The sequence below is a fragment of the Paraburkholderia caffeinitolerans genome (assembly GCF_902859945.1).
GTDB classification, from domain to species: domain Bacteria; phylum Pseudomonadota; class Gammaproteobacteria; order Burkholderiales; family Burkholderiaceae; genus Paraburkholderia; species Paraburkholderia caffeinitolerans.
The window spans coordinates 50,084-75,528 of record NZ_CADIKL010000034.1; the positions used below are offsets into that span (position 1 = coordinate 50,084).

Annotated in this window: 22 protein-coding genes; 16 read left to right on the plus strand and 6 right to left on the minus strand. The window is 63.3% G+C overall.

The genetic code is table 11. From position 1 onward, the window contains the following. Positions 1-28: 28 nt before the first annotated feature. From HV773_RS26715 to HV773_RS26730, 4 genes are read left to right on the plus strand one after another with little or no spacing between them, the layout of a single operon-like run. Positions 29-2,287 carry a T6SS effector phospholipase Tle3 domain-containing protein gene (locus HV773_RS26715; RefSeq protein WP_175197229.1) on the plus strand — a complete coding sequence of 753 codons (2,259 nt, stop codon included), beginning with the start codon at positions 29-31 and terminating at the stop codon, positions 2,285-2,287. Continuing rightward, positions 2,284-3,753 (plus strand): virulence factor, encoded by a 1,470-nt coding sequence (locus tag HV773_RS26720; protein WP_175197230.1) that lies wholly within the window; start codon positions 2,284-2,286, stop codon positions 3,751-3,753. The genes HV773_RS26715 and HV773_RS26720 overlap by 4 nt, the downstream gene beginning before the upstream one ends. A 10-nt stretch (positions 3,754-3,763) precedes the next feature. Continuing rightward, positions 3,764-4,021: a PAAR domain-containing protein gene (locus tag HV773_RS26725; RefSeq protein ID WP_175197231.1), complete on the plus strand. Its 258-nt coding sequence runs from the start codon at positions 3,764-3,766 to the stop codon at positions 4,019-4,021. Next, on the plus strand, positions 4,022-4,729 hold the full coding sequence (locus tag HV773_RS26730) for a hypothetical protein (protein ID WP_175197232.1): 708 nt from the start codon (positions 4,022-4,024) through the stop codon (positions 4,727-4,729). Between the two features lie 3 nt (positions 4,730-4,732). Here HV773_RS26730 and HV773_RS26735 read toward each other — a convergent pair whose 3' ends face one another. From HV773_RS26735 to kdgD, 3 genes are all read right to left on the minus strand, one after another. Beyond that, positions 4,733-5,470 (minus strand): FadR/GntR family transcriptional regulator, encoded by a 738-nt coding sequence (locus tag HV773_RS26735; RefSeq protein WP_175197233.1) that lies wholly within the window; start codon positions 5,468-5,470, stop codon positions 4,733-4,735. An 81-nt stretch (positions 5,471-5,551) separates the two neighbouring features. Further along, positions 5,552-6,901, minus strand: a complete 1,350-nt coding sequence (locus tag HV773_RS26740) for an MFS transporter (protein WP_281365302.1) — start codon at positions 6,899-6,901, stop codon at positions 5,552-5,554. Positions 6,902-7,084: 183 nt separating this feature from the next. Continuing rightward, positions 7,085-8,002: a 5-dehydro-4-deoxyglucarate dehydratase gene (gene kdgD, locus HV773_RS26745; RefSeq protein ID WP_175197234.1), complete on the minus strand. Its 918-nt coding sequence runs from the start codon at positions 8,000-8,002 to the stop codon at positions 7,085-7,087. A gap of 261 nt (positions 8,003-8,263) precedes the next feature. Between kdgD and garD the strand changes: the two genes are divergently transcribed. From garD to HV773_RS26780, 7 genes are all read left to right on the plus strand, one after another. Then, positions 8,264-9,853 (plus strand): galactarate dehydratase, encoded by a 1,590-nt coding sequence (garD, locus tag HV773_RS26750; protein WP_175197235.1) that lies wholly within the window; start codon positions 8,264-8,266, stop codon positions 9,851-9,853. Positions 9,854-9,931: 78 nt separating this feature from the next. Further along, positions 9,932-10,798: an NAD-dependent epimerase/dehydratase family protein gene (locus HV773_RS26755; protein ID WP_175197236.1), complete on the plus strand. Its 867-nt coding sequence runs from the start codon at positions 9,932-9,934 to the stop codon at positions 10,796-10,798. After that, positions 10,795-11,739 carry an SMP-30/gluconolactonase/LRE family protein gene (locus HV773_RS26760; protein WP_175197237.1) on the plus strand — a complete coding sequence of 315 codons (945 nt, stop codon included), beginning with the start codon at positions 10,795-10,797 and terminating at the stop codon, positions 11,737-11,739. The genes HV773_RS26755 and HV773_RS26760 overlap by 4 nt, the downstream gene beginning before the upstream one ends. A gap of 541 nt (positions 11,740-12,280) precedes the next feature. Continuing rightward, on the plus strand, positions 12,281-13,273 hold the full coding sequence (locus HV773_RS26765; protein ID WP_175197238.1) for a TRAP transporter substrate-binding protein: 993 nt from the start codon (positions 12,281-12,283) through the stop codon (positions 13,271-13,273). Positions 13,274-13,312: 39 nt separating this feature from the next. Further along, a complete protein-coding gene (locus HV773_RS26770) occupies positions 13,313-13,792 on the plus strand; it encodes a TRAP transporter small permease (protein WP_175197239.1) in 480 nt (159 codons plus the stop codon). A gap of 7 nt (positions 13,793-13,799) precedes the next feature. Next, positions 13,800-15,152: a TRAP transporter large permease gene (locus HV773_RS26775; RefSeq protein WP_175197240.1), complete on the plus strand. Its 1,353-nt coding sequence runs from the start codon at positions 13,800-13,802 to the stop codon at positions 15,150-15,152. A gap of 86 nt (positions 15,153-15,238) precedes the next feature. After that, positions 15,239-16,438: a porin gene (locus HV773_RS26780; RefSeq protein WP_175197241.1), complete on the plus strand. Its 1,200-nt coding sequence runs from the start codon at positions 15,239-15,241 to the stop codon at positions 16,436-16,438. Positions 16,439-16,517: 79 nt separating this feature from the next. On the opposite strand, the gene HV773_RS26785 is transcribed toward HV773_RS26780, so the two are convergent. Then, positions 16,518-17,504 (minus strand): LysR substrate-binding domain-containing protein, encoded by a 987-nt coding sequence (locus tag HV773_RS26785; RefSeq protein WP_175197242.1) that lies wholly within the window; start codon positions 17,502-17,504, stop codon positions 16,518-16,520. A 284-nt stretch (positions 17,505-17,788) separates the two neighbouring features. Here HV773_RS26785 and HV773_RS26790 point away from each other — a divergent pair, with 284 nt between their 5' ends. The 4 genes from HV773_RS26790 to HV773_RS26805 all read left to right on the plus strand — a co-directional run bounded on the left by HV773_RS26790 (position 17,789) and on the right by HV773_RS26805 (position 22,839). Beyond that, positions 17,789-18,628, plus strand: a complete 840-nt coding sequence (locus HV773_RS26790) for a helix-turn-helix transcriptional regulator (protein ID WP_175197243.1) — start codon at positions 17,789-17,791, stop codon at positions 18,626-18,628. A 152-nt stretch (positions 18,629-18,780) separates the two neighbouring features. Continuing rightward, a complete protein-coding gene (locus tag HV773_RS26795) occupies positions 18,781-19,911 on the plus strand; it encodes a polyamine ABC transporter substrate-binding protein (RefSeq protein WP_175197268.1) in 1,131 nt (376 codons plus the stop codon). 94 nt (positions 19,912-20,005) lie between these two features. After that, a complete protein-coding gene (locus HV773_RS26800; protein ID WP_175197244.1) occupies positions 20,006-21,643 on the plus strand; it encodes an amidohydrolase in 1,638 nt (545 codons plus the stop codon). A 59-nt stretch (positions 21,644-21,702) separates the two neighbouring features. Then, positions 21,703-22,839, plus strand: coding sequence for a porin (locus HV773_RS26805; protein ID WP_175197245.1), 1,137 nt, complete (start codon positions 21,703-21,705; stop codon positions 22,837-22,839). Between the two features lie 52 nt (positions 22,840-22,891). Here the strand turns inward: HV773_RS26805 and HV773_RS26810 are convergent, their stop codons facing one another. Then, the gene (locus tag HV773_RS26810) at positions 22,892-23,572 is read right to left on the minus strand and encodes a hydrolase (RefSeq protein WP_175197246.1); all 681 of its coding nucleotides are present in this window, start codon (positions 23,570-23,572) and stop codon (positions 22,892-22,894) included. 115 nt (positions 23,573-23,687) lie between these two features. Between HV773_RS26810 and HV773_RS26815 the strand changes: the two genes are divergently transcribed. Beyond that, positions 23,688-24,602, plus strand: coding sequence for a LysR family transcriptional regulator (locus HV773_RS26815; protein WP_175197247.1), 915 nt, complete (start codon positions 23,688-23,690; stop codon positions 24,600-24,602). Here the strand turns inward: HV773_RS26815 and HV773_RS26820 are convergent. Beyond that, complete coding sequence (locus tag HV773_RS26820; RefSeq protein ID WP_175197248.1) at positions 24,599-25,384, minus strand: GntR family transcriptional regulator; 786 nt, start codon at positions 25,382-25,384, stop codon at positions 24,599-24,601. The two genes, HV773_RS26815 and HV773_RS26820, sit on opposite strands and share 4 nt — an antisense overlap. Positions 25,385-25,445: the final 61 nt, after the last annotated feature.

A 25,445-nucleotide genomic window follows, 5' to 3' on the forward strand; every position in this document is an offset into this window, starting at 1 on the left:
CCATTCTGATTGAAGGGTTTGTTCGAGCATGACCGACTCTTTCACGAATCCAGACGCGGCGTCACCCACTCCAACCGCTGCGCCAGCCACCGAACCGCCGCGCATCGTGGTTGGCCAGGGGCAGGGGCCTTTGGTCTTCGATTTAACTAGCGAACTGATCTGCGTAAAGCAGCAGCCATTGCCCGGCGTCGTCATTTTCGTGCATGGCGTCAACTCCGAAGGCGAGTGGTACGAATCCGCCGAGGAAGGGCTGTGCAAAGGTCTGAACCGGCGGCTCGCGCGTCTGGACGACCAGATGGCGCACAAGGGCGTGGTTGGCGGGCAGATGTCGCCGGCCCAGTACACCGGGAGCCTGACGCCCGATGGGTTTCTGAACCCGAACCTGCTTGTCGACAACTACATCAAACCCGACCCGTCGTTCTCGCCCGTGATTCATTTCCGCTGGGGCTACAAGGCGAACAAAGATGAACTGAAGGCGTACGGCGACAAGATCTTCCTGAACGAACAGGGCTACTGGGGCGGCGGCCCGTTTGCCAATGGCTGCTCGAGCCTGCCGGACCTGTGGCAGGAGGGCATCGACGACCGCATCTTCGGCTTCATCACCGTCCAGGGACTCAACCCGACGCAGCGCCCGCTGTACCGGACGCCGCCACGCGCCTACGGCGTGCTGGCCGCGCTGCGGCTGGCGAAACTGGTCCAGTCGATCCGGCAGAAACAGGCCAATGTGCCGATCACGATCGTCTGCCACAGCCAGGGGAACATGGTGGGCCTCGCGGCCGCTTTCTTTGGCGACCAGTTGCCGGAAGTCACTGACCCCTGGGGCAACATCGGGCGCTGCGTGGCCGATGCCTACGTGCTCGCGAACCCGCCGTACAGCGTCGCGAACACGGGCACGGTGATGGAGAACTGGTCGCAGCGCCGGATTCGCGATGCGGGCGACAAGCGGGGGCGCGAGACCTATGAGGCGCGTACGAAGACGCTACGGGAATTCTTCGACATCATTCGTGCGCAACAGCCGTTCGAAATGCCCGTCGACAAGGTCGATGAAGACATGGCGAACGAACGCATATCGCTGACCAGCGGGAAGCGCTACAAGGCGGCGGAAGACCGCGCGGCCCATGGCGTGAACAACAGCACTTACGGCCGCGTCACGCTGTACTGCTGTCCGCATGACCAGGTGATCTCGGCCACGACCGTGCAGGGCATCGGCTGGCGCGGACTGGCGGGCCACGAACTTGCCGACACGGGGGCGCACGGCGTGCTGACACAGCGCGTGTTCGCGACGCACTTTCCGGTGGGGCTGTACAGCCTGAAGAATGCACCGCTCGAATATCGCTACTGGGAAGACGACTGGCGGCACGGTAAAGGAAAGACCAGCGGCTTCTGGTATCCGCCGTCGCCGCCCGCGATATACGGATTGACGGATGCGTGGAGCGGCAATGAGAACCCCGTCGGATGGTTTGCCACGACCGTAACGGCGCCGGTACTGTCCATCGTGACGCTGGTGACATCGTCGCTCGATGCGATGCGCGTGAATGCGGACCCGCCGACTGGCTGGAAAGTCGTGGCCGATGCGCCGAAGCTCGATGAACCGTTCACGCCGAAAGCGCGGCGATACGGTAAGGATGTCGAAATTGATGATGGCCCGAATGCGCACAGCGACTTCAACGAGAGCCACGACCCGCCTTCGGCAGCACGTGACGCGGCGAAGACGGACGTGAAGCCCGACGATCCGTACGACAGCTACGGGAAAGGGGCGAAGGCCATCGGCGATAAAGACAGCGAAGCGCAGCAGCGTTACGAGGATCATGCCATTTTGCGCATGCGCGCACTGCGCCAACGTAATCCGGATTGGCTTGACGGGGACGGCAACGTGATTGGCGAGGACGGCAAGAGTGCGGCCCCGGAGGGCTACACGCAATGGCGCAACGCGCAGGTCGTCAGCATTCTGGACAAGGGCGCGAACAACAATCCGACCAACCACTCGACCATCATGACGAATCCGATGCATGCGGAAAGGGCGCTCGCGTATGACGTTGCGGTCGGGTTGTGCTACCTGTCGCCGGAACAGATGAAGGCCCTTCGAATTGAAGCTGACTGGCGGTTTGGCAGGGGAATGGGCGACGAAAATCCAAACAAGAAATATTCCGAGTACTTCAATGATGGCGTTCTCGGCGGCGTATCACTGGATATATGGGCAAAAAAAGATGACGAAGCAAAAATGCCCGCAAAGATCGCGGACGAACGTGAAGGCAGCTTCTATCTGAATATCGGGGGAATCGCATGAGCGCTCTGATTGCAACTTGGCCGCGCCGCGTGGCGCTGGCATTCTGCGCGTTGATCCTGTCAGCGGTTGTCATGCTGGTGTGGATGGCGCATGACAACCTGGAACCCCTCGATACTGGAGATTTCATGAAACGACTGTTTCTGCTGCCGGGTCTTGCCGCTTGGGCAACGTTCGTGCTGAGCACGGTGCTGATGCCGGCGACGGCGCAGACCGCCACGCCGCCGGCAGAAACCGCGGCCGCAACCAGCGAGTCTTCCCGGCCCTTCGTTGCGCAGGTCGTTGGCGTCCAATGGCTCAATCCCTTGCAACGGCGCGACTATCCGACCGAATGGCAATTGTTGTGGGCTTTGGGTCTGGTGAAGCCCAACAAGAACGACGACATGGTGCGGACTCAACCGCAAAAATTCTCGACGCTGCAGTCCATTGGTGCTCTTGCTTATGGAAACGATGGCACAGAGACTTTCAAGGGCTTTTATCACAAATATGTTGAAGAGTTGCTACTTCTATTCGGAACCCGTTACGTAATGAATTCCGGATACTTCTACACAGTCAAGCCAGAAAACAAAAAAGACTGGCGAGAACTGGCCGGCATCCACGTCGAGTTTGCCATTCCCACACGACTCGATCCGGTTGAAGCCAAAACCTATTTACAAAAAAAGATCATTAGCGAATTCAACATCGGCAACAAGTATTTCCCCAAACTCTGGAGCGACAGCACCCCGCCCGACGTTCATGTGACACCGGGCGGCCCGAACGCGGGCTTCACCTCGCTGAACGCCGCGCTCGATTACCTCCAGGCCAATCCGGACAAAAGCGTGTGGGTCATGAACTGGGACGCACCGAGTTTCCCGCCAAAGGACGGGCAGCTTAACGAAAACATGGTGCTGCTGATTCTGACCGGCCCCGACTTTAAAACGGAGCGCGAACCGCTCGCCTGGATCGGCCGTGCTGCAACTGGCAACGCGAACGATTTCGAAGCGAAAGCCGGCACGACCCGCACAGTACAGGCGTGGAAAGCAACGGTTGAAGCCGCTGCGCACAATGCGGGCATCACTGTTCCCGACATTCACTACGTCATACACGATGCCGGCCGGGCCAGCGACGAGGCATCGGCGCGCGTCGTCCCGCTGTCGCGCACGCTCACCGAAACGCTGCCCGATTTCGAGTACGGCAAACAGATGTTCAACACGCCTGCACTGCTCGGCGAGATGGGCGCGGGCACCGCATTGACAGACGTCGCGCTCGCGATCGGCCGCGCGAATCATCTGGGCGGCAATGTGCTGGTCGCGGGCACCACAGATGCGAATCATCCCGTTGCGGTGGTGATCGTGCCGCCGTCGAAACTCAACCCCATCGATGCCGATGCCGACTGGTTCCGCGCGCGCGGCGGAAACAATGCTTATCTGCCGTGGTGGGGCCGCCGCTTCGACGTGGACAAGGGCTTAAAGCAGGGCTATTCAGAGTAAAGGAGAAGTTATGCAAGGCATCATCCGGGTCGGCGACCTTCTCAGTCACGGCGGGCATGTGGAAGCTGGCGCGCCCAATTACAAGGTCATGGGGCGGGCGGTTGCACGCCAAGGCGATGCGTGCCTCTGCGCGTTGCATGGCGAAGTTGTGATTGCCGACGGCGATGACAACTTCAAGGTCGATGGCGCTGCTGCGGCATTCAACGGCCACAAGACTTCGTGTGGGGCCGAGTTGATTTCGAGTATGTCGTCATCGGGGCGCAAATAGATGTTCGGCTGGAATCGCATGCGTCGTCGCCCCGCGGACGAAAAAATCAAGGCGGATGAAAACATCAAGGCCGTCGAAATAATCGACCCGTATATGTTGATCCGCCTGGTAGCGGATGGCGTTGCCGCACAGGTGCAAGGGAGTCGTCTTCCGGACGGCGAGACCCCGAACTTCTATCTGTCGATGTTCAATGCGCTGGTTTCAGGCGAGTACCAGGCGCGGCGCAATGCCAGCAACTTTCATTTGGCGCGCGTTTCCGGGGTTGAACCGAACGTCTTTTGCCCGGATGCGAAGCAGATGCAGGTTTCTCTTCACATCGCCTGGGCGGCGCATGACGGACGCGTGCTCGAGCGCCCCGATGGTTCGCTATGGGCGGTGGTCTGCGTGCAAGGGTCGCGAACGCGCTCCACGTTGTCCGGCATCGAAGTGGACGCGGATGCGCTTGTGCATATCGACTACCTGTACGAACAGGCGGGGCTGTTTGCCTGGCGGGAAACTGCGGAGCTGGTCAGGCTCTGGGCGCGGCCACGCACGCAGCGGGCGCTAGATCGGGCGCTCGACACGATGCCGCTCTTGACCACCTTGACACCCGAAGCAGGCAACCAGTACGCGGTGTACGACCCCGAGTTCGGGCAATGGCATTTCGTTGCGCGGGAATTCGCCTTTCAGCCGTCGCAGCAGTCCGCCGGACGGTTTCGATTTTTCTGACGCTCAGCTATTCCCCTCACCCACCCCATTAGCCCGCCGCAGCCGCTCCCGGCTATTCGACAAATGCATGCGCATCGCCGCGCGCGCGCCTTCAGCATCGTGCCGCGAGATTGCCTCAAAAATGCTCTCGTGTTCGAGATTGACGAGCGACAGGTACGCATCGGGATCGGCGCGCGCAATGCCGGCCGAGTCAAGCCGCTTACGCGGAATCAGCGCGCTACCCATCTGGGAGAGGATGTCGACAAAGTAGCGATTGCCGGTAGCGCGCGCCACCGAGACATGAAACTGCAGGTCGGCGTCCACACTGTCTTGCCCGTTGTGGCGCGAAGTTTCAATCGCGTCGAGCGCCGCGCGAATGCGCGCGATATCGTCCGGCTTCGCGCGTTGCGCGGCGAGGCCCGCGCATTCCGTTTCCAGGCTGATGCGTAGTTCGAGAATGGCCAGCACGTCGCGCAGCGTCGTGGCGGGCACGACGTCGATGCCGAGCTTTTCGCGCGGCGGTTCGAGCACGAAGCTGCCGATGCCGTGCCGCGTTTCGATGATCTTGCCTGCCTGCAGGCGCGAAATGGCTTCGCGAATCACGGTGCGGCTCACGCTGAGCGTGTGCATCAGTTGCGATTCGGTCGGGAGTTTGTCGCCGGGGTTCAGTGCCTTGGCGGCAATTTGCTCGGTGACATAGTTGACGACGAGCTCGGCAAGATTGCGTGCGCGTCGTGGCGGAGGCGCGACTGGTGTGGCCATCGAATACGCCCCTTGATTGGAAATTGGCAGAGGTCTCTGCATGGGATTATACCGTCGCCCGATGGTCGCTCCGATGACTGCTCAGGCCGCGCGCAGCTCGACGCGCTCGATTTTCTTCACGATCACGAGGTAGCTGAACACGGTGATCAGCGCATTCGCGCCGACGAACACGAGCGCACCGTTGAACGAGCCCGTGTTGGCGACGAGATAGCCGATCACGATCGGCGTGACGATGCCGGCCACGTTGCCGAACATGTTGAAAATCGCGCCCGAAAGGCCCAGCGCTTCCCTCGGCGCCGTATCGGCCACCACGGCCCAGCCGAGCGCGCCGATGCCCTTGCCGAAGAACGCGAGCGACATCAGCGCGACCACGATCCAGTCGGTCGAGACATAGTTGCAGCCGATGATGCAGGTCGACAGCAGCATGCCGCCCACGATCGGCAGCTTGCGCGCGAACGTGAGCGATGCGCCGCGCCGGATCAGCCCGTCGGAGATCAGGCCGCCGAGCACGCCGCCCGAAAAGCCGCAGATCGCCGGCAGCGAAGCAACGAGGCCCGCGTGCAGGATCGTCATGCCACGCGCCTGCACGAGGTAGATCGGAAACCAGGTCAGGAAGAAGTAGGTCAGCACGTTGATGCAGTACTGCGCGAGATAGACGCCGAGCAACATGCGGTTGCTGATCAGCTGGCGGAACAGCGCCCAGCCGACGGATTTTTCGACGTCGTCGGAGCGAGCCTTGCGCGCGCCGCTCACGAGGCCGCCGCCTTGCTCGATGTAGTCGAGTTCGGCGCGCGAGACGCGCGGGTGGTCGGCGGGATTTTTCATGAACGTCAGCCACGTGAACGCGAGCAGCAGCCCGAGCGCGCCCATCACGACATAGACGGCCTGCCAGCCGAACGCGTGGGTGATCCATGCCATCAGCGGCGTGAACACCACGGCGGCGAAGTATTGCGCGGCGTTGAAAATGGCCGATGCGGTCCCGCGTTCGTTGGTCGGGAACCAGCTCGCGACCACTTTTGCGTTGGCCGGAAACGCGGGCGATTCCGCCGCGCCCATCGCGAAACGCAGCACGAACAGCGCGGTCACCGCGGCGCCCGCGCTGCCCAGCAGGCCGATCGAGCTTTGCAGCAGCGTGAAAATCGACCACGAGAAAATGCTGGCCGCGTACACGCGCCGCGCGCCGAAGCGGTCGAGCAGCCAGCCGGCCGGCAGTTGCGAGAGCACGTAGGCCCAGCTGAATGCGGAGAAGATGTAGCCCATGCGGATCGCGTCGAGACTGAACGCGGCGCGCATCGCGGAGCCCGTGACCGAGAGGGTCGCGCGGTCGGCGTAGTTGAGCGTGGTGATCAGAAAGATCAGCGCCAGGATCGTGTAGCGAACCCGGGTGCGCGCGACGGCGCTGGTGGAACTGGCCGTGCGGCTCATGTTCATGGTTGTCTCCTGAGTTGATCCGGCAGGGGCGGCGTATCGGCCGTTTGCCTGTCATGCAAAGGCAGCGCGCCCGGCGGCGTTGCCGGGCTGGGCGCGCATGACGGGACCGTCTGTGCGGTCCTCGTCGGTCTGGCTGGCGGCGCGTGCGTGCTTGTGCGTGTGTGCAAGCGCGCCGCCGCGGCCTTACTGCGGTCCGAGCTTGCGGATCAGCGCGTCGAGCTGTTCCATTTCTTCGCCGGTCAGGTCGGTGAGCGGCGCGCGCACCGGGCCCGCGCTGTGGCCCACGAGCTTCGCGCCCGCCTTGACGATGCTGACCGCGTAGCCCGCGCGGCGGTTGCGGATTTTCAGGTAAGGCAGGAAGAATTCGTCGATCAGCTTGCCGGTGGTGGCATGGTCGTCGGCCGCGATGGCGCGGTAGAAGTCCATCGCCGTCTTCGGAATGAAGTTGAACACCGCCGACGAATACACCGGCACGCCGAGCGCCTTGTAGGCGGCGGCGTAGACTTCGGCGGTCGGCAGGCCGCCGAGGTACGAGAAGCGCTCGCCAAGGCGGCGGCGGATCGTCACCATGTTTTCGATCTCGCCCACGCCGTCCTTGAAGCCGATCAGGTTCGGGCAGCGCTCGGCCAGGATCTCCAGCATGTCGGCGTTGAGCTTCGAGTTCGCGCGGTTGTAGATGATGATGCCCATGTTGGGCACGGCTTTGCAGACCTCTTCGGCGTGTGCGGCGATGCCTTCCTGGCTGGCTTCGGTCAGGTAGTGCGGCATCAGCAGGATGCCTTGCGCGCCCTGGCGCTCGGCTTCCTTCGCGTAGGCGATCGCGACGCGGGTCGGGCCGCCCGCGCCGGCGAGAATCGGCACCTTGCCCTTGCAGACTTCGGTGGCGGTGCGCACGACTTTCGAGTAGTCGTCGTGCGTGAGCGAGAAGAATTCGCCGGTGCCGCCGGCCACGAACAGGGCCGACGCGCCGTACGGAGCCAGCCATTCGAGGCGCTCGGCGTAGGTGTCGGCGCGGAAATCGCCTTGTGCGTCGAAGTCCGTGATGGGGAAGGACAGGAGGCCTTCCGAAACGATCTGCTTGAGTTCTTGCGGTGTCGTCATGTGAATATCCAGAAGCGGTATGTTTCGGTGGGTCGGCCCGCCTGGCTCTTGAAGCCGGAGGTCCGACAAGTAAGGAATTTTTCAAAGAAATGCCGATTACTTATACGTCATCGTACAACAACGGATCCGGGAATTCAACGGGGATTCATGGCGTAATACGCATCGTAGGGTAAATACGGAACGGTGTGGTTAACGCCTATGTTGTATGATGACGTATGAATAATGGCGCAGCATGCTGACAGTGCCTTGAGGATCGATGCAATGGAACACACTCCGCTCTACATACGCGTTCACCCCAACGACAACGTCGCGATCGTCGTCAACGACGGCGGTCTGGGCGAGGGCGCGGTCTTTGCCGACGGCCTCGCATTGCGCGAGCGCGTGCCGCAAGGGCACAAGGTCGCGCTGGCCGATCTCGCCGAGGGCGACGAGGTCATTCGCTACAACGTGGTGATCGGCTATGCGCTGAAGGCGCTGCCCAAGGGCAGCTGGATCAACGAGCACGTGATCCGCATGCCCAGCCCGCCGGGGCTCGAAGACCTGCCCATCGCCACCATCAAGCCGCCCGAGATGGCGCCGCTCGATGGCTATACCTTCGAGGGCTATCGCAACGCGGACGGCTCGGTCGGCACGCGCAACATCCTCGCGATCACGACCACCGTGCAGTGCGTGGCCGACGTGGTCCAGCACGCGGTCACGCGCATCAAGGCGGAACTGCTGCCGAAGTACCCGAACGTCGACGACGTCGTGAGCCTCGGCCACACCTACGGCTGCGGCGTCGCGATCGACGCGCCCGACGCGATGGTGCCGATCCGCACCGTGCGCAACATCGCGCTGAATCCGAACTTCGGCGGCGAGGTGATGATGGTGAGCCTCGGCTGCGAGAAGCTGCAGCCCGAGCGCCTGATGCCGCCGGGCACGATCCCGATCGCGGCGGCCGCGAACGTGGACGACGTCGCCGACATCGGCGAAGTTGCGGCGGCCCCCAATGGCGACGTCGTGGTGTTGCAGGACGAAGCGCACGTCGGCTTCCAGTCGATGATCGAGTCGATCATGCGCATGGCCGAGGGGCATCTCAGGCGCTTGAATAACCGTCGCCGCGAAACCTGCCCGGCGTCCGATCTCGTGGTCGGCGTGCAGTGCGGCGGCAGCGACGCGTTCTCCGGGCTGACCGCGAACCCGGCCGTCGGCTTCGCCACCGACCTGCTGGTGCGCGCGGGGGCGACCGTGATGTTCTCGGAAGTCACCGAAGTGCGCGACGGCGTCGATCAGCTCACGGCGCGCGCGGCCAATGCGGAGGTGGCCGCGGCGATCATCCGCGAAATGCAGTGGTACGACGATTACCTGAAGCGCGGCGGCGCCGACCGCAGCGCGAACACCACGCCCGGCAACAAGAAGGGCGGGCTGTCGAACATCGTCGAAAAGGCGATGGGCTCGATCATCAAGTCGGGCAACTCGGCCATCTCCGGTGTGCTGTCGCCGGGCGAGAAGGTGAGCCAGAAGGGCTTGATCTATGCGGCGACGCCCGCGAGCGACTTCATCTGCGGCACGCTGCAGGTGGCCTCGGGTATCACGCTGCACGTGTTCACGACGGGGCGCGGCACGCCGTACAGCCTCGCCGAGGTGCCCGTGATCAAGGTTGCGACGCGCTCGGACCTCGCGCGCCGCTGGTTCGACCTGATGGACGTCAACGCCGGCACCATCGCGACCGGCCAGGCCAGCATCGAGGACGTGGGCTGGGAACTGTTCCGCCTGATGCTCGACGTGGCGAGCGGGCGCAAAGCGACCTGCGCGGAGAAGCTCAAGCTGCATAACGCGCTGACGCTGTTCAATCCGGCGCCGGTGACCTGAGCGCCACCTTGCCGCTGCGCCGCTTTATCGGCTCGCGCGTTGCTCCAACTTCATTCTGAGAATCAGAAGCAAAAAAACATGACCGATTCGAACCTCGACCGCTCCGCGGCGAAGAAACCTTTCCGCCGCCTGCTTCTCACCGGCGCGGCGGGCAATCTCGGCAAGCAGTTGCGCGGCGCGCTCGCCGACTGGGCCGACATCGTGCGCGTGTCCGACATTGCGCCGCTCGGCGAAGTCGCCGCGCATGAGGAAGCCGCCGTCGTCGATCTCGCCGATGCAGCAGCCGTGCACGCGCTGCTCGAAGGCGTGGATGCCGTGGTGCATCTCGGCGGCATTTCCGTCGAGGCGCCGTTCGAGGATCTGCTCGAAGCGAACATTCGCGGCCTCTACAACCTGTACTCGTCCGCATACAAGCAGGGCGTGAAGCGCGTCATCTACGCAAGCTCGAATCACGCGGTGGGTTTTCACCCGGTGACCGAGGTGGTCGACGTCGACGCGCCGCTGCGCCCCGATGGCCTGTATGGCGTCACGAAGTGTTTCGGCGAGGCGCTGTCGCGCTACTACTTCGACCGCTTTGGTCTCGAGACCGTGTGTCTGCGGATCGGCTCTTCGTTCGAGCAGCCGAAGTCGGCGCGCATGCTCGTCACGTATCTGAGCTACCGCGACTTCATCGAGCTCGTGCGCTGCGCGCTGTTCACCAACCGCGTCGGCCATGCGATCGTCTATGGCGTATCGGACAACCGCATTTCCTGGGTGGACAACACCAAGGCCGCGTTCCTTGGCTTCCGTCCGAAGGACAGCTCCGAGCCGTTCGAGCATCTGTTTCCCGCTGGCGCGCCCGACCCGCGCTTCGACGATCCGACCCAGTTGTACCAGGGCGGCCCGTTCGTGCTCGCCGGACCGATGGAGCCCAAACGCAACAACGCGACGGGGGAGTCCAGATGACGGGCGCAACGGTTAACCCGAAAGTGGAGCGGCTCGAAGCCGCCGGACCGCTGCCCGCGGCGACGGGCGAAAGCCCGGTCTGGCGCGCGGCGGAGCAGGCGCTGTACTGGGTGGACATTCCGGCGAAGAAGATCGTGCGGGCTCAGCTCGAAACGGGCCGGCGCACCGAATGGCTGCTGCCGGAGCAGGTTGCCTGCATCGCCTTCAACCGTGACGGCAACGTGCTCGCCGGTTGCGAAACGGGGCTGTTCGCGCTCACGCTGGGCGAGGCGAAGGCGCCTGGCGCGGCGGGCGGCGAGCCGCTGAAGGCGACGGTCCGCCAGCTCGCGGCGCCCGCATTTCCACACGCCGGCATGCGCTTCAACGATGGCCGTTGCGACCGGCAAGGGCGCTTCTGGGCCGGCACGATGGTCATGGATATGGCCGCGGCCATTCCGGGCGGCGCGCTGTACCGCTTCGACTCAACTGGCGCGCTGTCCGCGCCGGTCGTCGACGCGCTCATCACGCAGAACGGCCTCGGCTGGTCGCCGGATGGCACGACGATGTATCTGTCCGACTCGCATCCGCTGCGCCGCCTGATCTGGGCGTTCGACTACGACGTCGAATCGGGCGAGCCGCGCAACCGGCGTGTGTTCGCCGATCTGCACCACTACGCGGGCCGCCCCGATGGCGCGGCGGTGGACGCCGACGGCTGCTACTGGATCTGCGCGAACGACGCGGGGCTGCTGCTGCGCTTCACGCCGCAAGGCAAGCTCGACCGGCAGATCGCCGTGCCGGCCGTGAAGCCGGCCATGTGCGCGTTCGGCGGCCGCGAGCTCGATACGCTGTTTGTCACGTCGATCCGTCCGGGCAATGGCGCGAGCGAGCACGACGGCCACGTGTTCGCGCTGCGACCCGGCGTGAGCGGGCTGCCCGAGCCGGAATTCGCAGGGCAACTGTAATCAGACTTGCACGAAGCATGCGCCGGGAGGAAGTCCTTCTCCCGGCGTTTTTCGTTTACGGGACATTTCCTATCGCAATTTATCGTCACTCATCGTACAACTTGTCGCGTAGAAGTCACTGTCTTTAACGTTCCTGTTTCAAATGCACAACATCTTGCGAGCGGCTTCGAATTGCGCTGCCATACCCCGCTGTAACAGGCACGGGCCTTGGCGGTGTGCGGATCCGGCCAGGGCTGCCAGGAGGGTGATTCTGCGGGTAAATACCGTCTGTACAAGCGAAAAGTGCTTTTATAGACTTCGTCTGTCGTCGTACAACATAGATGACCCAACAAATCGCTTTCGCCTGAAAGGTTGCCGGCGTAATCGAAGCGGGGAAGTCGAGTGATCGACAGGAGTGCTGGATAACCTGTGCCGGGGTGGTTGCACAGCCAGTACGGCGAGCGCCGCACCTTGCGAAGGGGCGATGCGCCGAGCCGGAGACGCATTAAAACCATGTCACATCCGCAATCGATGGGATGGTCAATTTCCAAGGAATGTCACGATGAACAAGAAGTTTGCCTCTTCCCGTGTTTCGATGATCGTTGCGGCCGCGGCGCTGGCGTTCAGCACGATGTCGGCGCAAGCGCGCGTGTTTCGCGTTGCGGACGTGCACGGCGACACCTATCCGACCAACATGGCCGTGAAGTACATGGGCGAGGAAATCACCAAGGCGACCGACGGCAAGGACAAGGTGAAGGTGTTCGGCAACAGCGCGCTCGGCTCCGAGAACGACACGCTCGACCAGGTGCGCATCGGCGCGCTCGACATGGCGCGCGCGAACGGCGCGGCGTTCAACGAGATCGTGCCGGAATCGATGATCCCGTCGCTGCCGTTCCTGTTCCGCGACATCGACCATTTCCGCAAGGTGATGTACGGCCCCGTGGGCCAGAAGATTCTCGACGCGTTCGCCGCGAAAGGCATGATCGCGCTGACGTTCTACGAGAGCGGCGCGCGCTCGATGTACGCGAAGAAGGCGATCAAGTCGCCGGCCGACATGAAGGGCCTGAAAGTGCGCGTGCAGCCGTCCGACCTGATGGTGGACGAAATCAAGGCGATGGGCGGCACGCCGACCCCGATGCCGTTCGCGGAAGTCTATACGGGCCTGAAGACCGGCCTCGTCGACGGCGCGGAAAACAACCTGCCGTCCTACGAAGAAACCAAGCATTTCGAAGTGGCTCAGGTGTACTCGGAAACTCAGCATTCGATGACGCCGGAAGTGCTGGTGTTCTCGAAGAAGGTGTGGGACACGCTGACGCCGCAGGAGCAGCAGATCATCAAGAAGGCGGCGGCCGACTCGGTGCCGTACTACGAGAAGCTGTGGACCGCGCGTGAAGCCGATGCGCAGAAGATCGTCACGAAGGGCGGCGCCACCATCATCACGGCTGCGCAGATCGACCGTCCCGCTTTCGTGAAGGCCATGCAGCCGGTGTGGGCGAAGTACGAAAAGACGCCTGAAATGAAGCAGATCGTCGACGAGATCCAGGCCGTCAAGTAAGTCTCGCGTCCCGGACGTGTCGCAACAAGGACAGGGTCAATGACTTTTCTGAAACGCCCCAACGATTTTCTTTTTCGCGTGCTGCTGGTCGTGGCGGCGCTGAGCCTCGCCGCACTGTGCACGCTCGTGATCTATGGCGTGGTGATGCGCTACGTCTTTGCCGACGCGCCCGATTTCGTCGAGCCCATCGCGCTGCTGCTCGTCATCGCGATCGCGTTGTTCGGCGCCGCGTTGAGGGTGCGCGAAGGCGGTCACATCGGGCTCGACTCGTTCGTGAAGAAGCTGCCGCCGAAGGGCCAGACGATCGTGGCGGGCATTCAGCATCTGTGCCTGATCGCTTTCGCAGTGGCGATTTTTATCGGCTGCCTGGAGATGGCCGAAACCACGCGGCACGACCGGATTCCGATTCTGGGTTTGCCGGAAGGGCTGCGTTACTGCATCCCGATCGTCGCCAGCATCTGCATCGCGATGTTCTCGACCGAGCATCTGCTCGCGCTCTTCGCCCGGAAACACAAGTAGAACAATCATGGAACTAGCCCTTCTCACCGCCAGTTTTCTCGTTTTCCTCTTTCTCGGGGTGCCGGTCTCATTCGCGCTCGGGCTGTCCTGCGTCCTCACGTATCTATACGAAGGACTGCCGACGGCCACCGCGATGCAGTCGATGGTCTCGGGCATGAACGCGTTCTCGTTCCTCGCGGTCCCGTTCTTCATTTTCTCGGGCGAGCTGATGCTCCACGGCGGCATTGCCGACCGCATCCTGCGTTTCGCGCAGGCGACCGTTGGCCATTTCCGCGGCGGCCTCGGCATGGCCAACGTGGTGGCGTGCACGATGTTCGGCGGCGTGTCGGGTTCGCCGACCGCCGATACCTCGGCGATGGGCGGCGTGGTGATCCCGCTGATGAAGCGCGAAGGCTACAGCGCGGCGTACGCGGTCAACGTGACAACGCATTCGTCGCTCGCCGGCGCGCTGATGCCGACCTCGACCAACATGATCATCTACGCGTTCGCGGCGCAGGGCGTGAGCGGCACGCTCAACGGCATGCCGATGCACGGCGTGTCGATTGGCGACCTGCTGTTTTCGGGGCTCTTGCCGGTGCTGTGGGTGATGGGCCTCGTGCTGATCGCCGCATACTGGCAGGCCGTCAAGCACGGCTATCCGCGCCGTGCGGACGGTTCGACCGAACTGCAGCGTTTCCCGGGCTGGATGGCGGTGCTGCGCACGTTCATCGGCGCGGTGCCGGGCCTGATGGTCATCGCGATCATTCTGTTCTGCGTGGCGCGCGGTATCGCCACCGCGACGGAAGCGGCCGCGATCGCTGTGGCGTATTCGCTGATATTGACCATCGTGGTGTACCGCTCGATGTCGCTGGCGAAACTCGGTCACGCGCTCGGCAAGGCGGCGAAAACGACGGGCGTGGTGCTGCTGCTGATCGGCGTGTCGAACATGCTGCGCTTCCAGATGGCCTACCTGGAGATTCCGGATTCGATCGAGCGCATGCTCGACGGCGCGACTTCGATGCCGTGGCTGATGCTCCTGTACATCAACATCATTCAGGTGTTTCTGGGCACTTTCGTCGACATGGCGGCGCACATCCTGATCACGACGCCGCTGTTTTTGCCGATGGCCATGCACAACGGCGTGGGTCCGGTGCAGTTCGGCATCATGATCCTGTTGAATTGCGCGCTTGGCCTCGTGCATCCGCCGATTGGCTCGGTGCAGTTCATCGGTTGCGCGATTGGCAACGTGTCCATCGGTGAAACCACCAAGGTCGCGTGGCCGTATTACCTCGCTATCTTTTCGGCCATCAACATCGTCACGTACGTTCCGTGGTTTTCGACCTGGCTGCCGAGCCTGATCAATGGGCACCCGGTTTTCTGACGTTTGCTGTTTGATCCAGTTTGACTTCACACTCGGCGGCACGTATTCAGGGCCGCATAAATATAGTTTCTAACAGAGGAGAGAATATGAAGAAGACGCTCTTGGCTTCGGCTCTGGGGTTGGTCGCTCTGGGCGCCCATGCGCAAAGCAGTGTGACCCTGTACGGTATCGTCGATACGGGCCTTGGCTACCAAAGCAGCTCGGCCGCGCTGGGTTCGAACTCGGGCGGCCGCTCGGCGGTCAAGATGATTAACGGCATTTGGGCGGGCAGCCGTTTCGGCTTGAAGGGCTCGGAAGATCTGGGCGGCGGCACGAAGACGATCTTCCAGTTGGAAGAGGGCTTCAACAGCGCGAACGGCGCACAATCCGTGTCGGGTCTGATGTTCAACCGCCAGGCGTGGGTCGGCTTGACGGATACCCGCTTCGGTACGCTGACGGCTGGCCGCCAGTACACCTCGTACTACACGCTGCTTTCGCCGTACAGCCCGACCACGTGGCTGACCGGCGCATACGGCGCGCACCCGGGTGATATCGACTCGCTCGATACGCTGTACCGCGTGAACAACTCGCTCGTCTATACGTCGCCGAGCATGTACGGCTTGACGGTCAGCGGCTCGTACGCGCTGGGCGGCACGCCCGGCAGCACCGGCGCCGGCCAGACGTGGAGCGTGGCGGCACAGTACCTGAACGGCCCGATCGGCATCGCGGCGGGTATCCAGCGCATCGACAACGGCAACACGAGCGGCGGCGCATGGGGTGCCAACTCCACGGCGTCGAACAACGGCTCGCAGCCGGGCGTCTCGGCAATCAACAATGGCTTCCAGAGCGCAGCCAAGCAGCAGCGCGTGGCGGTGACGGGCGGCTACGCGTTCAACTCGCAGTGGGACGTGTCGCTCTCGTACTCGAACGTGCAATATGCGGCGGGCACGGCTTCGCTGTTCCACGGCACGCAGATCTGGAACACGGCCGGCGCCGTGCTGCACTGGAAGCCGACCTCGGCGTGGGACCTGGCCGCTGGCTATAGCTACACCGCGGCGACGCTGTCGAACGGCATCACCAGCGCGGCGAGCTACAACCAGTTCAACCTCTCGCAGTACTACGCACTGTCCAAGCGCACCGGCCTGTATGCGCTGGAAGCGTATCAGCGCGCGAACGGCCAGACGCTGGGCACGAACGGCAAGACCGTCATCAACGCCACGGCGGACATCGGCGACGGCCAGAACAGCTCGCCGTCTTCGTCGCGCAGCATGGTTGGCGTTGGCGTGGGCATCATCCACCGCTTCTAATACCGTTCCTGATGGCTTGAGCGGTGCGTGGCGGCGCGGTTCGCCGCCACTCACGCATCACCGCAAACCCGCGATGGCGTTACGCCTCGCGGGTTTTTTCTTTGGTGGGCGCGCGTTGCGGCCGCGCGCTCTTCTGGCGCGAACCCGAGCGAACCCCGGCGCGATTGCCGTGCACGCTCGCCGCGATCTCCACCCTGAACATTTCCGCGAGCGTTTCCGCCGCGAGCGACAGCGGCACGTCCCGCATCTTCAGAATGCCGAGCTCGAGCGCGGGCAAGGCCATCCGCACGGGAACCCGGCTCGCCTGCTGCGCATAGGGCTCGACGGCGAGCATGCCGGCCGGGCACGCGAGCAGCGCGTCGCTGCGCGCCATCAGGTTCCAGCAGACGCCGAACGTGTTGGTGCGGATGATGTCCGACGGCGCCGGCAGCCGCTGCTGGCGGAAATGGTCGAGCAGGCCGCTGTGCTGGCTTCCCGGCGACAGGTTCATCACCCACGTGGCATCGACCAGTTGCTTCCACTGCGTCGCCTGTTCGAGCGGATGGCCGCGCCGGCACACGATCACGGTTTCGAGCGTGCCGAGGGCCTCGAATTCGAACTCGCTGCCGAGTGCTTCGACGGTCGGCGCGGCCACCGCGAAGTCGATCGCGCCGTCGCGCAGCGCGGGCAGCACGAGCGGCATCATGCCTTCGTCGAGCGTCAGCTCTGCCAGTGGCATGCGCGCGCGGAAGCGTTCGATGACGTCGGGCAGCACGCCGAGGAAGACCATCGGCGTGACGGCGGCCGAGACCCGTCCGCGCTTGCCGCCGAGAATCTGCTGGATGTCCTGGCGCGCGAGCGCGAGCTGGGCCTGCGAGAGCCGCGCGCGCATCGTGAGCTGGTGTCCGCATTCAGTGAGCGTGACGCCGCGCGTGCCGCGCATGATCAGCGGCGCGTCGAGATCGGCCTCGAGCTCTCGGATCGCCTTGGTGACTGCGGCCTGGCTCAGTTTCAACTGGCGCGCCGCGCCGCGAATGCTGCCGGTATCGACCAGGCTCAGCCATGCCCGCAAATGATGGTCTTTCATGATCGCCTTTGTTCGCTTTTGCGCGCCGCTGTGGTGACAACTCAGGGTCGTCACGAACTAGAATTTAACGTCTTTTGGTTCCCATTCTAGCTGGATACGCTTGGCCCCCACCTGAAATCCGAATCCGATCGGGCGGGGCGTGAGCCGCTACAAGCTGATTGCATTCGTGCCGGGCGAGTGTGCGCATTGACGCGAGCCGGACGCCCGCTTTGGGCCGTGTATAGTAAGCAACCCGCAGCGCGCATCGCGGTGCGCACGGTCTACTTCGCATCAAGGCTTCTTCCATGCACATCCTTTACTCGGGACTCACGCGGACGGCAACGTCCGACGCCGGCAGCGGCGCAATTCGCGTCCGGCCGGAAACGGTCGGCGCCGTGGTCGGCGCAATCGGGACCGAGGGATTCGCGCCCGCGATCGGGGCGCTGATTGGCGAGAGCGTCCCGATCGACTATCTGCATCTCGAACGGTGCCGTCCGCGCGCGGGCAGCGAATCGGACTATGTCGTCGACTGGTTCGGCAGCTGGAGCGTGCGTTATGAGGACGTGTCGGACGTGATGCGCGACTATTACCGCGACTACTGGCAGGACGATCCGCTGACCCAGCCGGTGCGGGCCCAGAAGGGCACGCTGGTGCTGCTGCGCGACGTTGGCGCAATGGCGGCGGGCGAGTTGCGCCGCCGCTTCTTCGACGAGCCGCGCATTGCCGAAGAATGCATGCTCGTGCACGGCGACGCGAAGAACCAATTTGCCTTGTCCCTCACGCGCGGGCGCGGTCAAGCCGCTTTCGCGATGGACGAACTCTTTTGCCTGCGGCGCATGGCGGAGATGCTGTTTCCGATGTTCGAGTCGCATGTGCGCGCGTGTGGTGCGCGACGGCCCGCGCTTCTTGACGAGCCCGCGCACGAGGACGGCTTCGAAGCTCAACTCGAACGCGAGAACATCCAGTTGTCGCAACGCGAGCGCGAGCTTTGCAAGCTGCTGCTGAGCCGCTGGTCCGTGCCCGAGGCCGCGAGCCATCTGGACATCAAGCTTTCCACGGCGAAGACCTATGTCGGGCGCGCGTTCGCGAAGCTCGGCGTGAGCAGCCGCAAGGAACTGTTCGCGTGGGCCGGCGGCAACGCCTGAGCGCGTCGCAGCGCCCGTAATGCTCTCGACGTTGGGCGGTCGGTAAAAACCCTTGTCCACCTCTGTGGCAGGACAGACTGCTTGATTCTCATGGGCTAAATTTCCTGCACCCGCGCATTTCGCTGCGCGACGGAGGAGACAACCCCATGATGATGAAGAGGCAGGTATCGGGAAAGGGCGTGAACCCGCTCAGGGCTGCGTGCGTGGCGCTGGCCGCCGCAGGGCTGGCGTGGTGCGGGTTGCCCGTGGCGCAGGCGGCCGAGCAGGTCGTGAACGTCTATAACTGGGGCAATTCGATCGGCAAGGACACGGTCGCGAACTTCGAGAAGGCCACCGGCATCAAGGTGGTCTACCAGGAGTTCGATTCGAACGAAACGCTGCAGGCAAAGCTGCTTTCGGGCAATTCCGGTTACGACGTGGTGGTGCCGTCCGATATTTTCTGGGCCCGCCAGGTGCGCGCGAATATCTTCCAGAAAATCGACAAATCGAAATTGCCGAATTACGGATTGCTCGACCCGGCGAGCTTGAAGCAGCTTCAGCAGGACGACCCCGGCAATCAATTCGGCATTCCGTGGCTATGGGGCACCGATGGGCTTGGCCTCAACGTCGAGAAGGTGAAAGCCACGCTGGGCAACGATGCGCCGCTCAATAGCTGGGCGCTGCTGTTCGACCCGAAGTACGCGCAGAAGCTGAAAAGCTGCGGCATCTCGGTGCTCGATTCGCCGGTGGACGCGTTCGGCACGGCGCTCATCTATCTGAAGAAGGACCCGACGACCACCAACCCCGCCGACTATCAGGCGGCATATGAACTGCTCAAGAGCGTTCGGCCCTATATCACGCAGTTCAACTCGACCAGCTACATCAACGATCTGGCCGGCGGCGATATTTGCGTCTCGCTCGGCTGGTCGGGCGACGTGAATGCCGCGCGCCTTGCCGCCGAGTCGGCTCACAAGACGTATCACATCAAATACGTGATTCCGGCCGAAAGCACGGCGATCTGGTTCAACATGATCGCGATCCCGAAGGATGCGCCGCACCCCGAGGCCGCGCTCAAGTTCATCGACTATGTGCTCTCGGCAAAAGAAGCGGCCAATCTGACCAACGACACGTCGTACCCGACGGCGATTCCTTCGGCGAAGCCGCTCATTCGCCCCGAAGTGAAAGCCGATCCGGCCGTGTTCCCGCCGCCCGCCGTGTACGCGAAGCTCATCGCCAACAAGCCGGTGCCGCCGGAGATCATGCGTCTCCAGAACCGCCTCTGGGCGAAGCTGAAGAACGACTGAACCCCATCCGCCGCGGCGCCGCCCTAAGGCGCCGCGCGCACCCGAAGCGCTGCCATTGTGCGGATTGATTCGGATAACTTATTTTGAATTTGCCATGTCACAGCCCGTTGACCTGATCATCACTCACGCCGACATTCACACGATGGACGAGCGCCAGCCGCGCGCGAACGCAATCGCGATTCGCGACGGGCGCATCGTCGCGCTGGGCGGCAACGCGGAAATCGAGCATCTTGCCGATGCACGCACGCGCCGCGTCCACGCGCAGGGACGCATGATTCTGCCTGGCCTGCAGGACACCCACGTTCACTTCCAGTTGAGCAGCGCCGACCTTTATCACAACGCGGCCCTGTACGACGTCACGACCGTCGATGCATTGCTCGAACGGATCCGCGAATTTGCCGAGCAGCATCCCGAGAAAGCGTGGATTCGCGGCGTGGGCTTTTCTCCGAGCCTGTTCGGCCCGGACGAACTCACCAAGGAGCGCCTCGACAGCGTGACGGGCGGCCGTCCGGCGCTGATGTTCGCCTGCGACTATCACAATGGCTGGGCCAACAGCGCCGCATTCGAAATCGCGGGCGTGAAGCCGGGCAGCCCGGAGCCCGAGAACGGCAGCTACGTGCGCCTCGCGGACGGCAGCCCCAAAGGCTGGCTGCTCGAAGACGCGATCTGGGCAATGAACCGCATCGCGCCGAGCTATACCGACGCCGAGTACCTCGAAGCCATGAAGCATTACAGCCGGGAATTCAATCGCCACGGCATCACGGGCGTGCTCGATGCGATGGTGAATCGGCATTACATGGAGAATTACCAGGCGTCGCATGATCGCGGCGACCTCACGGTGCGCGTGCGCGCGACGTCGAAGATCTTCGCGCATAAGCCGCTCGAAGAACAGGTGCGCGAGCTGGTCGACTTGCGGCAGACGTATCAGGGAGACCGGGTGTCGCTGCACTCCGCCAAGTTCTTTCTCGATGGCGTGCTGGAGAACGGCACGGCGGCGCTGCTCGAACCGCGCAGCGACACGGGCAGCAACGCGGAACTGATGTTCAGCCAGGCGCAGATCGACGAATACTTCGCCGCTTTCGATCGCGAGAAATTTCAGCTTCACGTGCATACGATTGGCGACGGTGCGGTGCATGCCGCCGTGAATGGCATCGAGCATGCGCAGCGCCAGAACGGCAAGTGGGATGCGCGCCACCAGCTTGCGCATCTGCAAGTGGTGAGTCCATCGGACATTCCGCGCTTCAAATCGCTTGGCATTCTCGCGAATTTCCAGACGTTGTGGGCGCAACCGATGGAGGAGGCGGACGCGATTGCGCAAGCCATGCTGGGTCCCGAACGCAGCCAGTGGGTCTTTCCGATTGGCGAGTTCGTTCGCCAGGGCGTGACCTGCATGGTGAGCAGCGACTGGGGCGTGACCGGCTTCGATCCCTTCGAAATCATGCAAACCGCCGTGACGCGCCAAAAACCCGATGCGCGCGAGGAAGGCCCGGCGCATACGCCTCATCACCGGATTAGCGTGCATGACGCGCTGCGGGGCTACACGATCAACGCCGCGCACGCCGCATGGCGCGACGACTGCACCGGCAGTTTGAGTGTCGGGAAATACGCAGACTTGATCGTGCTCGATCGCAATCTGTACGAGATCTCGCCGTATGAAATCAGCCAGACACAGGTGTTGATGACGCTGCTTGGCGGCGAAGAAGTTTATCGAAATCCGGGCTTCGACCGATAAATATTTGGTGTGCTGATTGATACGGTGATTGTGTGATGAGACCTATTTTGAAGAACTCCATGAAACAGCTATTGGCCGCATCGGTATTGACTGCCATATCGGTCTCGCCAGCCCTGGCGCAGTCTTCGGTAACCTTGTACGGCATCGTCGATCTGGGCGTCGATTACGCGAGCAACGTTGGCAATGCGCCGGACGGCGTGCTCATTCCCGGCAGCGGCAGCAAGCTCGTGCAGATGCAGAGCGGCGTGGCGCAAACGAGTCAATGGGGCATTCGCGGTACGGAAGACCTGGGCAGCGGGCTCTCCGCTATCTTCAAGCTGGAAAACGGCTTTAACGCGACCAACGGCGCGCTGACTGGCGGCCTCGCGTTCTCGCGCAACGCCTACGTGGGCATCCGGTCGGAACACTACGGGCAGTTGACGTTCGGTAAGCAATGGGACGCCAGCGTCGATCTTATCGAGCCGTTCACGCTGAACGGCAATTACGGCGGATGGTATTTCGCGCACCCCAACGACATGGACAATCTGGATAACGGATTTCCCGTCAACAATGCGATCAAGTACACCAGCCCGGTCATGGGCGGCTTCCAGTTCGAGGGGCACTATTCGCTCGGCGGCGAGGCGGGGCAGTTCTCGAACAACGCCTCGTATAGCGCGGCCGCTGTTTATACTGGCGCGGCGTTCAGCGCGGGCGTGGGCTACCTGCGCGTGAACAATCCCGTCACTGCCGTCGCGGGCTATGCGAGCGGCCCCGGATTCGCCAACGCGATTTACGGGGACGCGCTCGCAAACGCGCGCTATCAGGGCGTGCTCTCTGCGGGGGCGTCTTATACGATCGGAAGCTTCCGCGTGATGGCGGATTATTCGAATGTGGACTTCTCGTCAGGCAATGGCTCGCATGATCTCCATTTCCAGAACTACGAGATTTCCGGGGTGTATTTCGTCACGCCCGAAGTTACGCTCGGCGCGGGTTATACCTTTACTAACGGCCTTGACCACGCAACCGATTCGTCGCCCAAATATCACCAGGGCAATCTGATCGTTCAGTATGCGATGTCCAAGCGCACCTCGGTCTATGCGATGGCTGCGTACCAGCACGCGGCAGGGGCGGCGCAAAATGCCCAGATCGCGGGTTTTAATCCGTCCACTTCGCTGAATCAATTCGTTTCGCGCGTGGGGGTGACGCATACGTTCTAGGGCTGCCTGCACGGCCCTCGAATGACATCCCAGGGGGCCGTGCAGCGCAATCTCAGCTACGTTCGGAATCCAGAATTTCGCCGTTCTTCACGACGTCCTGCGCCTTCTGATAGCTCTCCATGAGCAGGCGGTACGGCGGGAAGATCATGCCGTAGACCTCGGCCCATTGCCCGGCGTCGGGACGGTGCCAGCTCTGCTGCAGTTCCGAGGCCACCGCCGCGGTATCCATCGGCACGACGCCGGCCTGCACCACGCGCGCGAGCGTGATCTCCTGCGCCATCTTCGAGTACGTGCCCGATGCGTCGACCACGGCGAAGACCTTGAAGCCTTCCTGCACGGCGGAGATGGCCGGGAACGCCATGCACACGCTCGTGATCGTGCCCGCGATGATCAGCGTCTTGCGGCCGGTTGCCTTGACTGCCGCGACGAAATCGGGGTTGTCCCACGCATTGATCTGACCTTTGCGGGCCACGTAGGTGGCGTGCGGGGCGCTCTCGTGAATTTCCGGAATCAGCGGACCGTTCGGCCCTTGCGGCACCGAGGCCGTGGTGATGACCGGGATCTTGCAGAGCGTCGCCATCTTCGCGAGCGCAATCGCGTGATTGCGCAGGACCGTCATCTCCATGTCCTTGACGGTCTGGAACAGTCCGCTCTGGTGGTCGATTAGCAGCATGGCGGCGTCGTTCGGGTCGATCACCGGGCGCTGTCCGTTGAAGTTCGCTGGGGCCGTCATGTCGATGCTCCTTGTGAGGTGGGTGACGAGCGAAGCATAGGGCGCGCGCACGGGTGCCGGTAGAGGGGGTGGGTTATCCTCAGAGTCTCGTTTATGGAACGCTGGGAGACGGCCGATGCAGGATCTCAACGACCTGTATTTCTTCGCGCAGGTGGTCGATCATCAGGGCTTCGCCCCGGCTGGCCGCGCGCTCGGCATGCCGAAATCGACGCTCAGCAGGCGCATCGCGCTGCTGGAAGAGCAGCTTGGCGTGCGCCTCATTCAACGCTCCACGCGACGCTTTTCTGTGACGGAGATGGGGCAGCGCTATTACAGCCACTGCAAGGCCATGCTGATCGAAGCTGAGGCGGCGCAACAGGCGATCGACCTGAACCGCTCGGAGCCGCAGGGGATCGTGCGCCTCACGTGTCCGGTGGGCATTCTGCACGCGCGCATCGGCGCGATGCTCGGCGATTTTCTTGCGGCGACGCCGCGCGTAACCGTTCATCTGGAGGCGACCAATCGTGTCGTCGACGTGATTGGCGAAGGCGTCGACGTGGCCATCCGCGTGCGCCCGCCGCCGCTCAAGGACAGCGATCTCGTGATGAAGGTGCTGGGCGAACGCGGCTGGTGCCTCGTCGCGAGCCCGGCGCTGCTGCATCAGCATGGCGTGCCGGGGGGGCCTGAAGTGCCGGCGGATCTGGCGTCGCTGCCGAGCCTCGACTTCGGGCCGGCGCCCGGCGAGCACGTCTGGGAACTCGACGGACCGGACGGCCAGGTGGCAGCGATCCACCATACGCCGCGCTTCGTGACCGACGACATGCTCGCGCTAAAGCAGGCCGCCGCCGCGGGTGCGGGCATCGTGCAACTGCCGCTGATGGTGGTCTCCGACGAACTGAAGCGCGGCACGCTCGTGCACATCGTGCCGGCGTGGAACCCCCGCAGCGGCATCATTCACGCCGTGTTTCCGTCGCGGCGCGGCTTGCTGCCCTCGGTGCGCTCGTTGATCGATTTTCTTGCGCAGCGGTTTCAGGAGATCGACGAGAGCTAGCCCGCGCTTGGAGCGAGCCGGAAGGCCATCGAATAGCTGAAGCGGCTTGCCGGGTGCACGCCAGTGGTCACTTCGATGACCTTGTCCCGCACGAAATAAGTCCGCACGATGCGCAAGCCCGCCGACCCGCTTTCCACTTGCAGCGTGTCGGCGACGGCTCCTTCGAGCAGCAGCCCCTGGATCTCCTGTTCGACGCGCGTGACCTTGATGCCGTACTGCTCCTCGATCATGGTGTAGACCGGCTTGTCGAGTGTTTTCGCGAGACCCGTCAGCTTGCTGTACTCCGCGTTCACGTAGATGTCGACGAGCGCGATCGGCTCGTCGGCGTTTTCTCCTGAGCCCTTGCCGCCGTGGCGCACGCCTTCCAGATGGAGCCACTTCGCGCCCGCCTCGCAGCGCAGCAGCGCGGTTTGCGATGCATCGGCCAGGATGGTGCGGCGCGAGCTAACCCGCAGGCACGTTCCCTTTGCATAGAGCGCGAGATCGGAGAGGGTGTCCATCGACTGGACATAGCGCGTTTGCGGACGGTCCGCGAGCACGGTCGTGCCCACGCCGGCTTGCCGCGTAATGAGGCCGAGATTGCACAGCTTCTGGATGGCCTGGCGCACGGCGTAGCGGCTCAGGCCCCACTGCGCGCATAGTTCCGCTTCCGTTGGCAGCATCTCGCCGACCGCGAAGCGGCCTTGGCGGATGTCTTCCATGAGCGTGCGGGCCAGGTCGACATGGCGGGGCTGCGGCACGTCGAACATGGGGGCTTCGGGTGCGTCGGAAATGGGCGGCATGGCGTTCGGGACGAGAGGCGGCGCGCAGCGGCCGCGATGGCGACAGTATAGCAGCGGCCAG

What these genes read in the sequence shown, in the direction of transcription:
- HV773_RS26725 (WP_175197231.1), top strand. Translation starts at nt 3,764, where the DNA reads ATGCAAGGCATCATCCGGGTCGGCGACCTTCTCAGTCACGGCGGGCAT.
- HV773_RS26790 (WP_175197243.1), top strand. Translation starts at nt 17,789, where the DNA reads ATGCACATCCTTTACTCGGGACTCACGCGGACGGCAACGTCCGACGCC.
- HV773_RS26740 (WP_281365302.1), bottom strand. Translation starts at nt 6,901, where the DNA reads ATGAACATGAGCCGCACGGCCAGTTCCACCAGCGCCGTCGCGCGCACC.
- HV773_RS26760 (WP_175197237.1), top strand. Translation starts at nt 10,795, where the DNA reads ATGACGGGCGCAACGGTTAACCCGAAAGTGGAGCGGCTCGAAGCCGCC.
- HV773_RS26775 (WP_175197240.1), top strand. Translation starts at nt 13,800, where the DNA reads ATGGAACTAGCCCTTCTCACCGCCAGTTTTCTCGTTTTCCTCTTTCTC.
- HV773_RS26805 (WP_175197245.1), top strand. Translation starts at nt 21,703, where the DNA reads ATGAAACAGCTATTGGCCGCATCGGTATTGACTGCCATATCGGTCTCG.
- HV773_RS26770 (WP_175197239.1), top strand. Translation starts at nt 13,313, where the DNA reads ATGACTTTTCTGAAACGCCCCAACGATTTTCTTTTTCGCGTGCTGCTG.
- HV773_RS26765 (WP_175197238.1), top strand. Translation starts at nt 12,281, where the DNA reads ATGAACAAGAAGTTTGCCTCTTCCCGTGTTTCGATGATCGTTGCGGCC.
- kdgD (WP_175197234.1), bottom strand. Translation starts at nt 8,002, where the DNA reads ATGACGACACCGCAAGAACTCAAGCAGATCGTTTCGGAAGGCCTCCTG.
- HV773_RS26735 (WP_175197233.1), bottom strand. Translation starts at nt 5,470, where the DNA reads ATGGCCACACCAGTCGCGCCTCCGCCACGACGCGCACGCAATCTTGCC.
- HV773_RS26820 (WP_175197248.1), bottom strand. Translation starts at nt 25,384, where the DNA reads ATGCCGCCCATTTCCGACGCACCCGAAGCCCCCATGTTCGACGTGCCG.
- HV773_RS26715 (WP_175197229.1), top strand. Translation starts at nt 29, where the DNA reads ATGACCGACTCTTTCACGAATCCAGACGCGGCGTCACCCACTCCAACC.
- HV773_RS26810 (WP_175197246.1), bottom strand. Translation starts at nt 23,572, where the DNA reads ATGACGGCCCCAGCGAACTTCAACGGACAGCGCCCGGTGATCGACCCG.
- HV773_RS26730 (WP_175197232.1), top strand. Translation starts at nt 4,022, where the DNA reads ATGTTCGGCTGGAATCGCATGCGTCGTCGCCCCGCGGACGAAAAAATC.
- garD (WP_175197235.1), top strand. Translation starts at nt 8,264, where the DNA reads ATGGAACACACTCCGCTCTACATACGCGTTCACCCCAACGACAACGTC.
- HV773_RS26785 (WP_175197242.1), bottom strand. Translation starts at nt 17,504, where the DNA reads ATGAAAGACCATCATTTGCGGGCATGGCTGAGCCTGGTCGATACCGGC.
- HV773_RS26755 (WP_175197236.1), top strand. Translation starts at nt 9,932, where the DNA reads ATGACCGATTCGAACCTCGACCGCTCCGCGGCGAAGAAACCTTTCCGC.
- HV773_RS26780 (WP_175197241.1), top strand. Translation starts at nt 15,239, where the DNA reads ATGAAGAAGACGCTCTTGGCTTCGGCTCTGGGGTTGGTCGCTCTGGGC.
- HV773_RS26720 (WP_175197230.1), top strand. Translation starts at nt 2,284, where the DNA reads ATGAGCGCTCTGATTGCAACTTGGCCGCGCCGCGTGGCGCTGGCATTC.
- HV773_RS26795 (WP_175197268.1), top strand. Translation starts at nt 18,781, where the DNA reads ATGAAGAGGCAGGTATCGGGAAAGGGCGTGAACCCGCTCAGGGCTGCG.
- HV773_RS26800 (WP_175197244.1), top strand. Translation starts at nt 20,006, where the DNA reads ATGTCACAGCCCGTTGACCTGATCATCACTCACGCCGACATTCACACG.
- HV773_RS26815 (WP_175197247.1), top strand. Translation starts at nt 23,688, where the DNA reads ATGCAGGATCTCAACGACCTGTATTTCTTCGCGCAGGTGGTCGATCAT.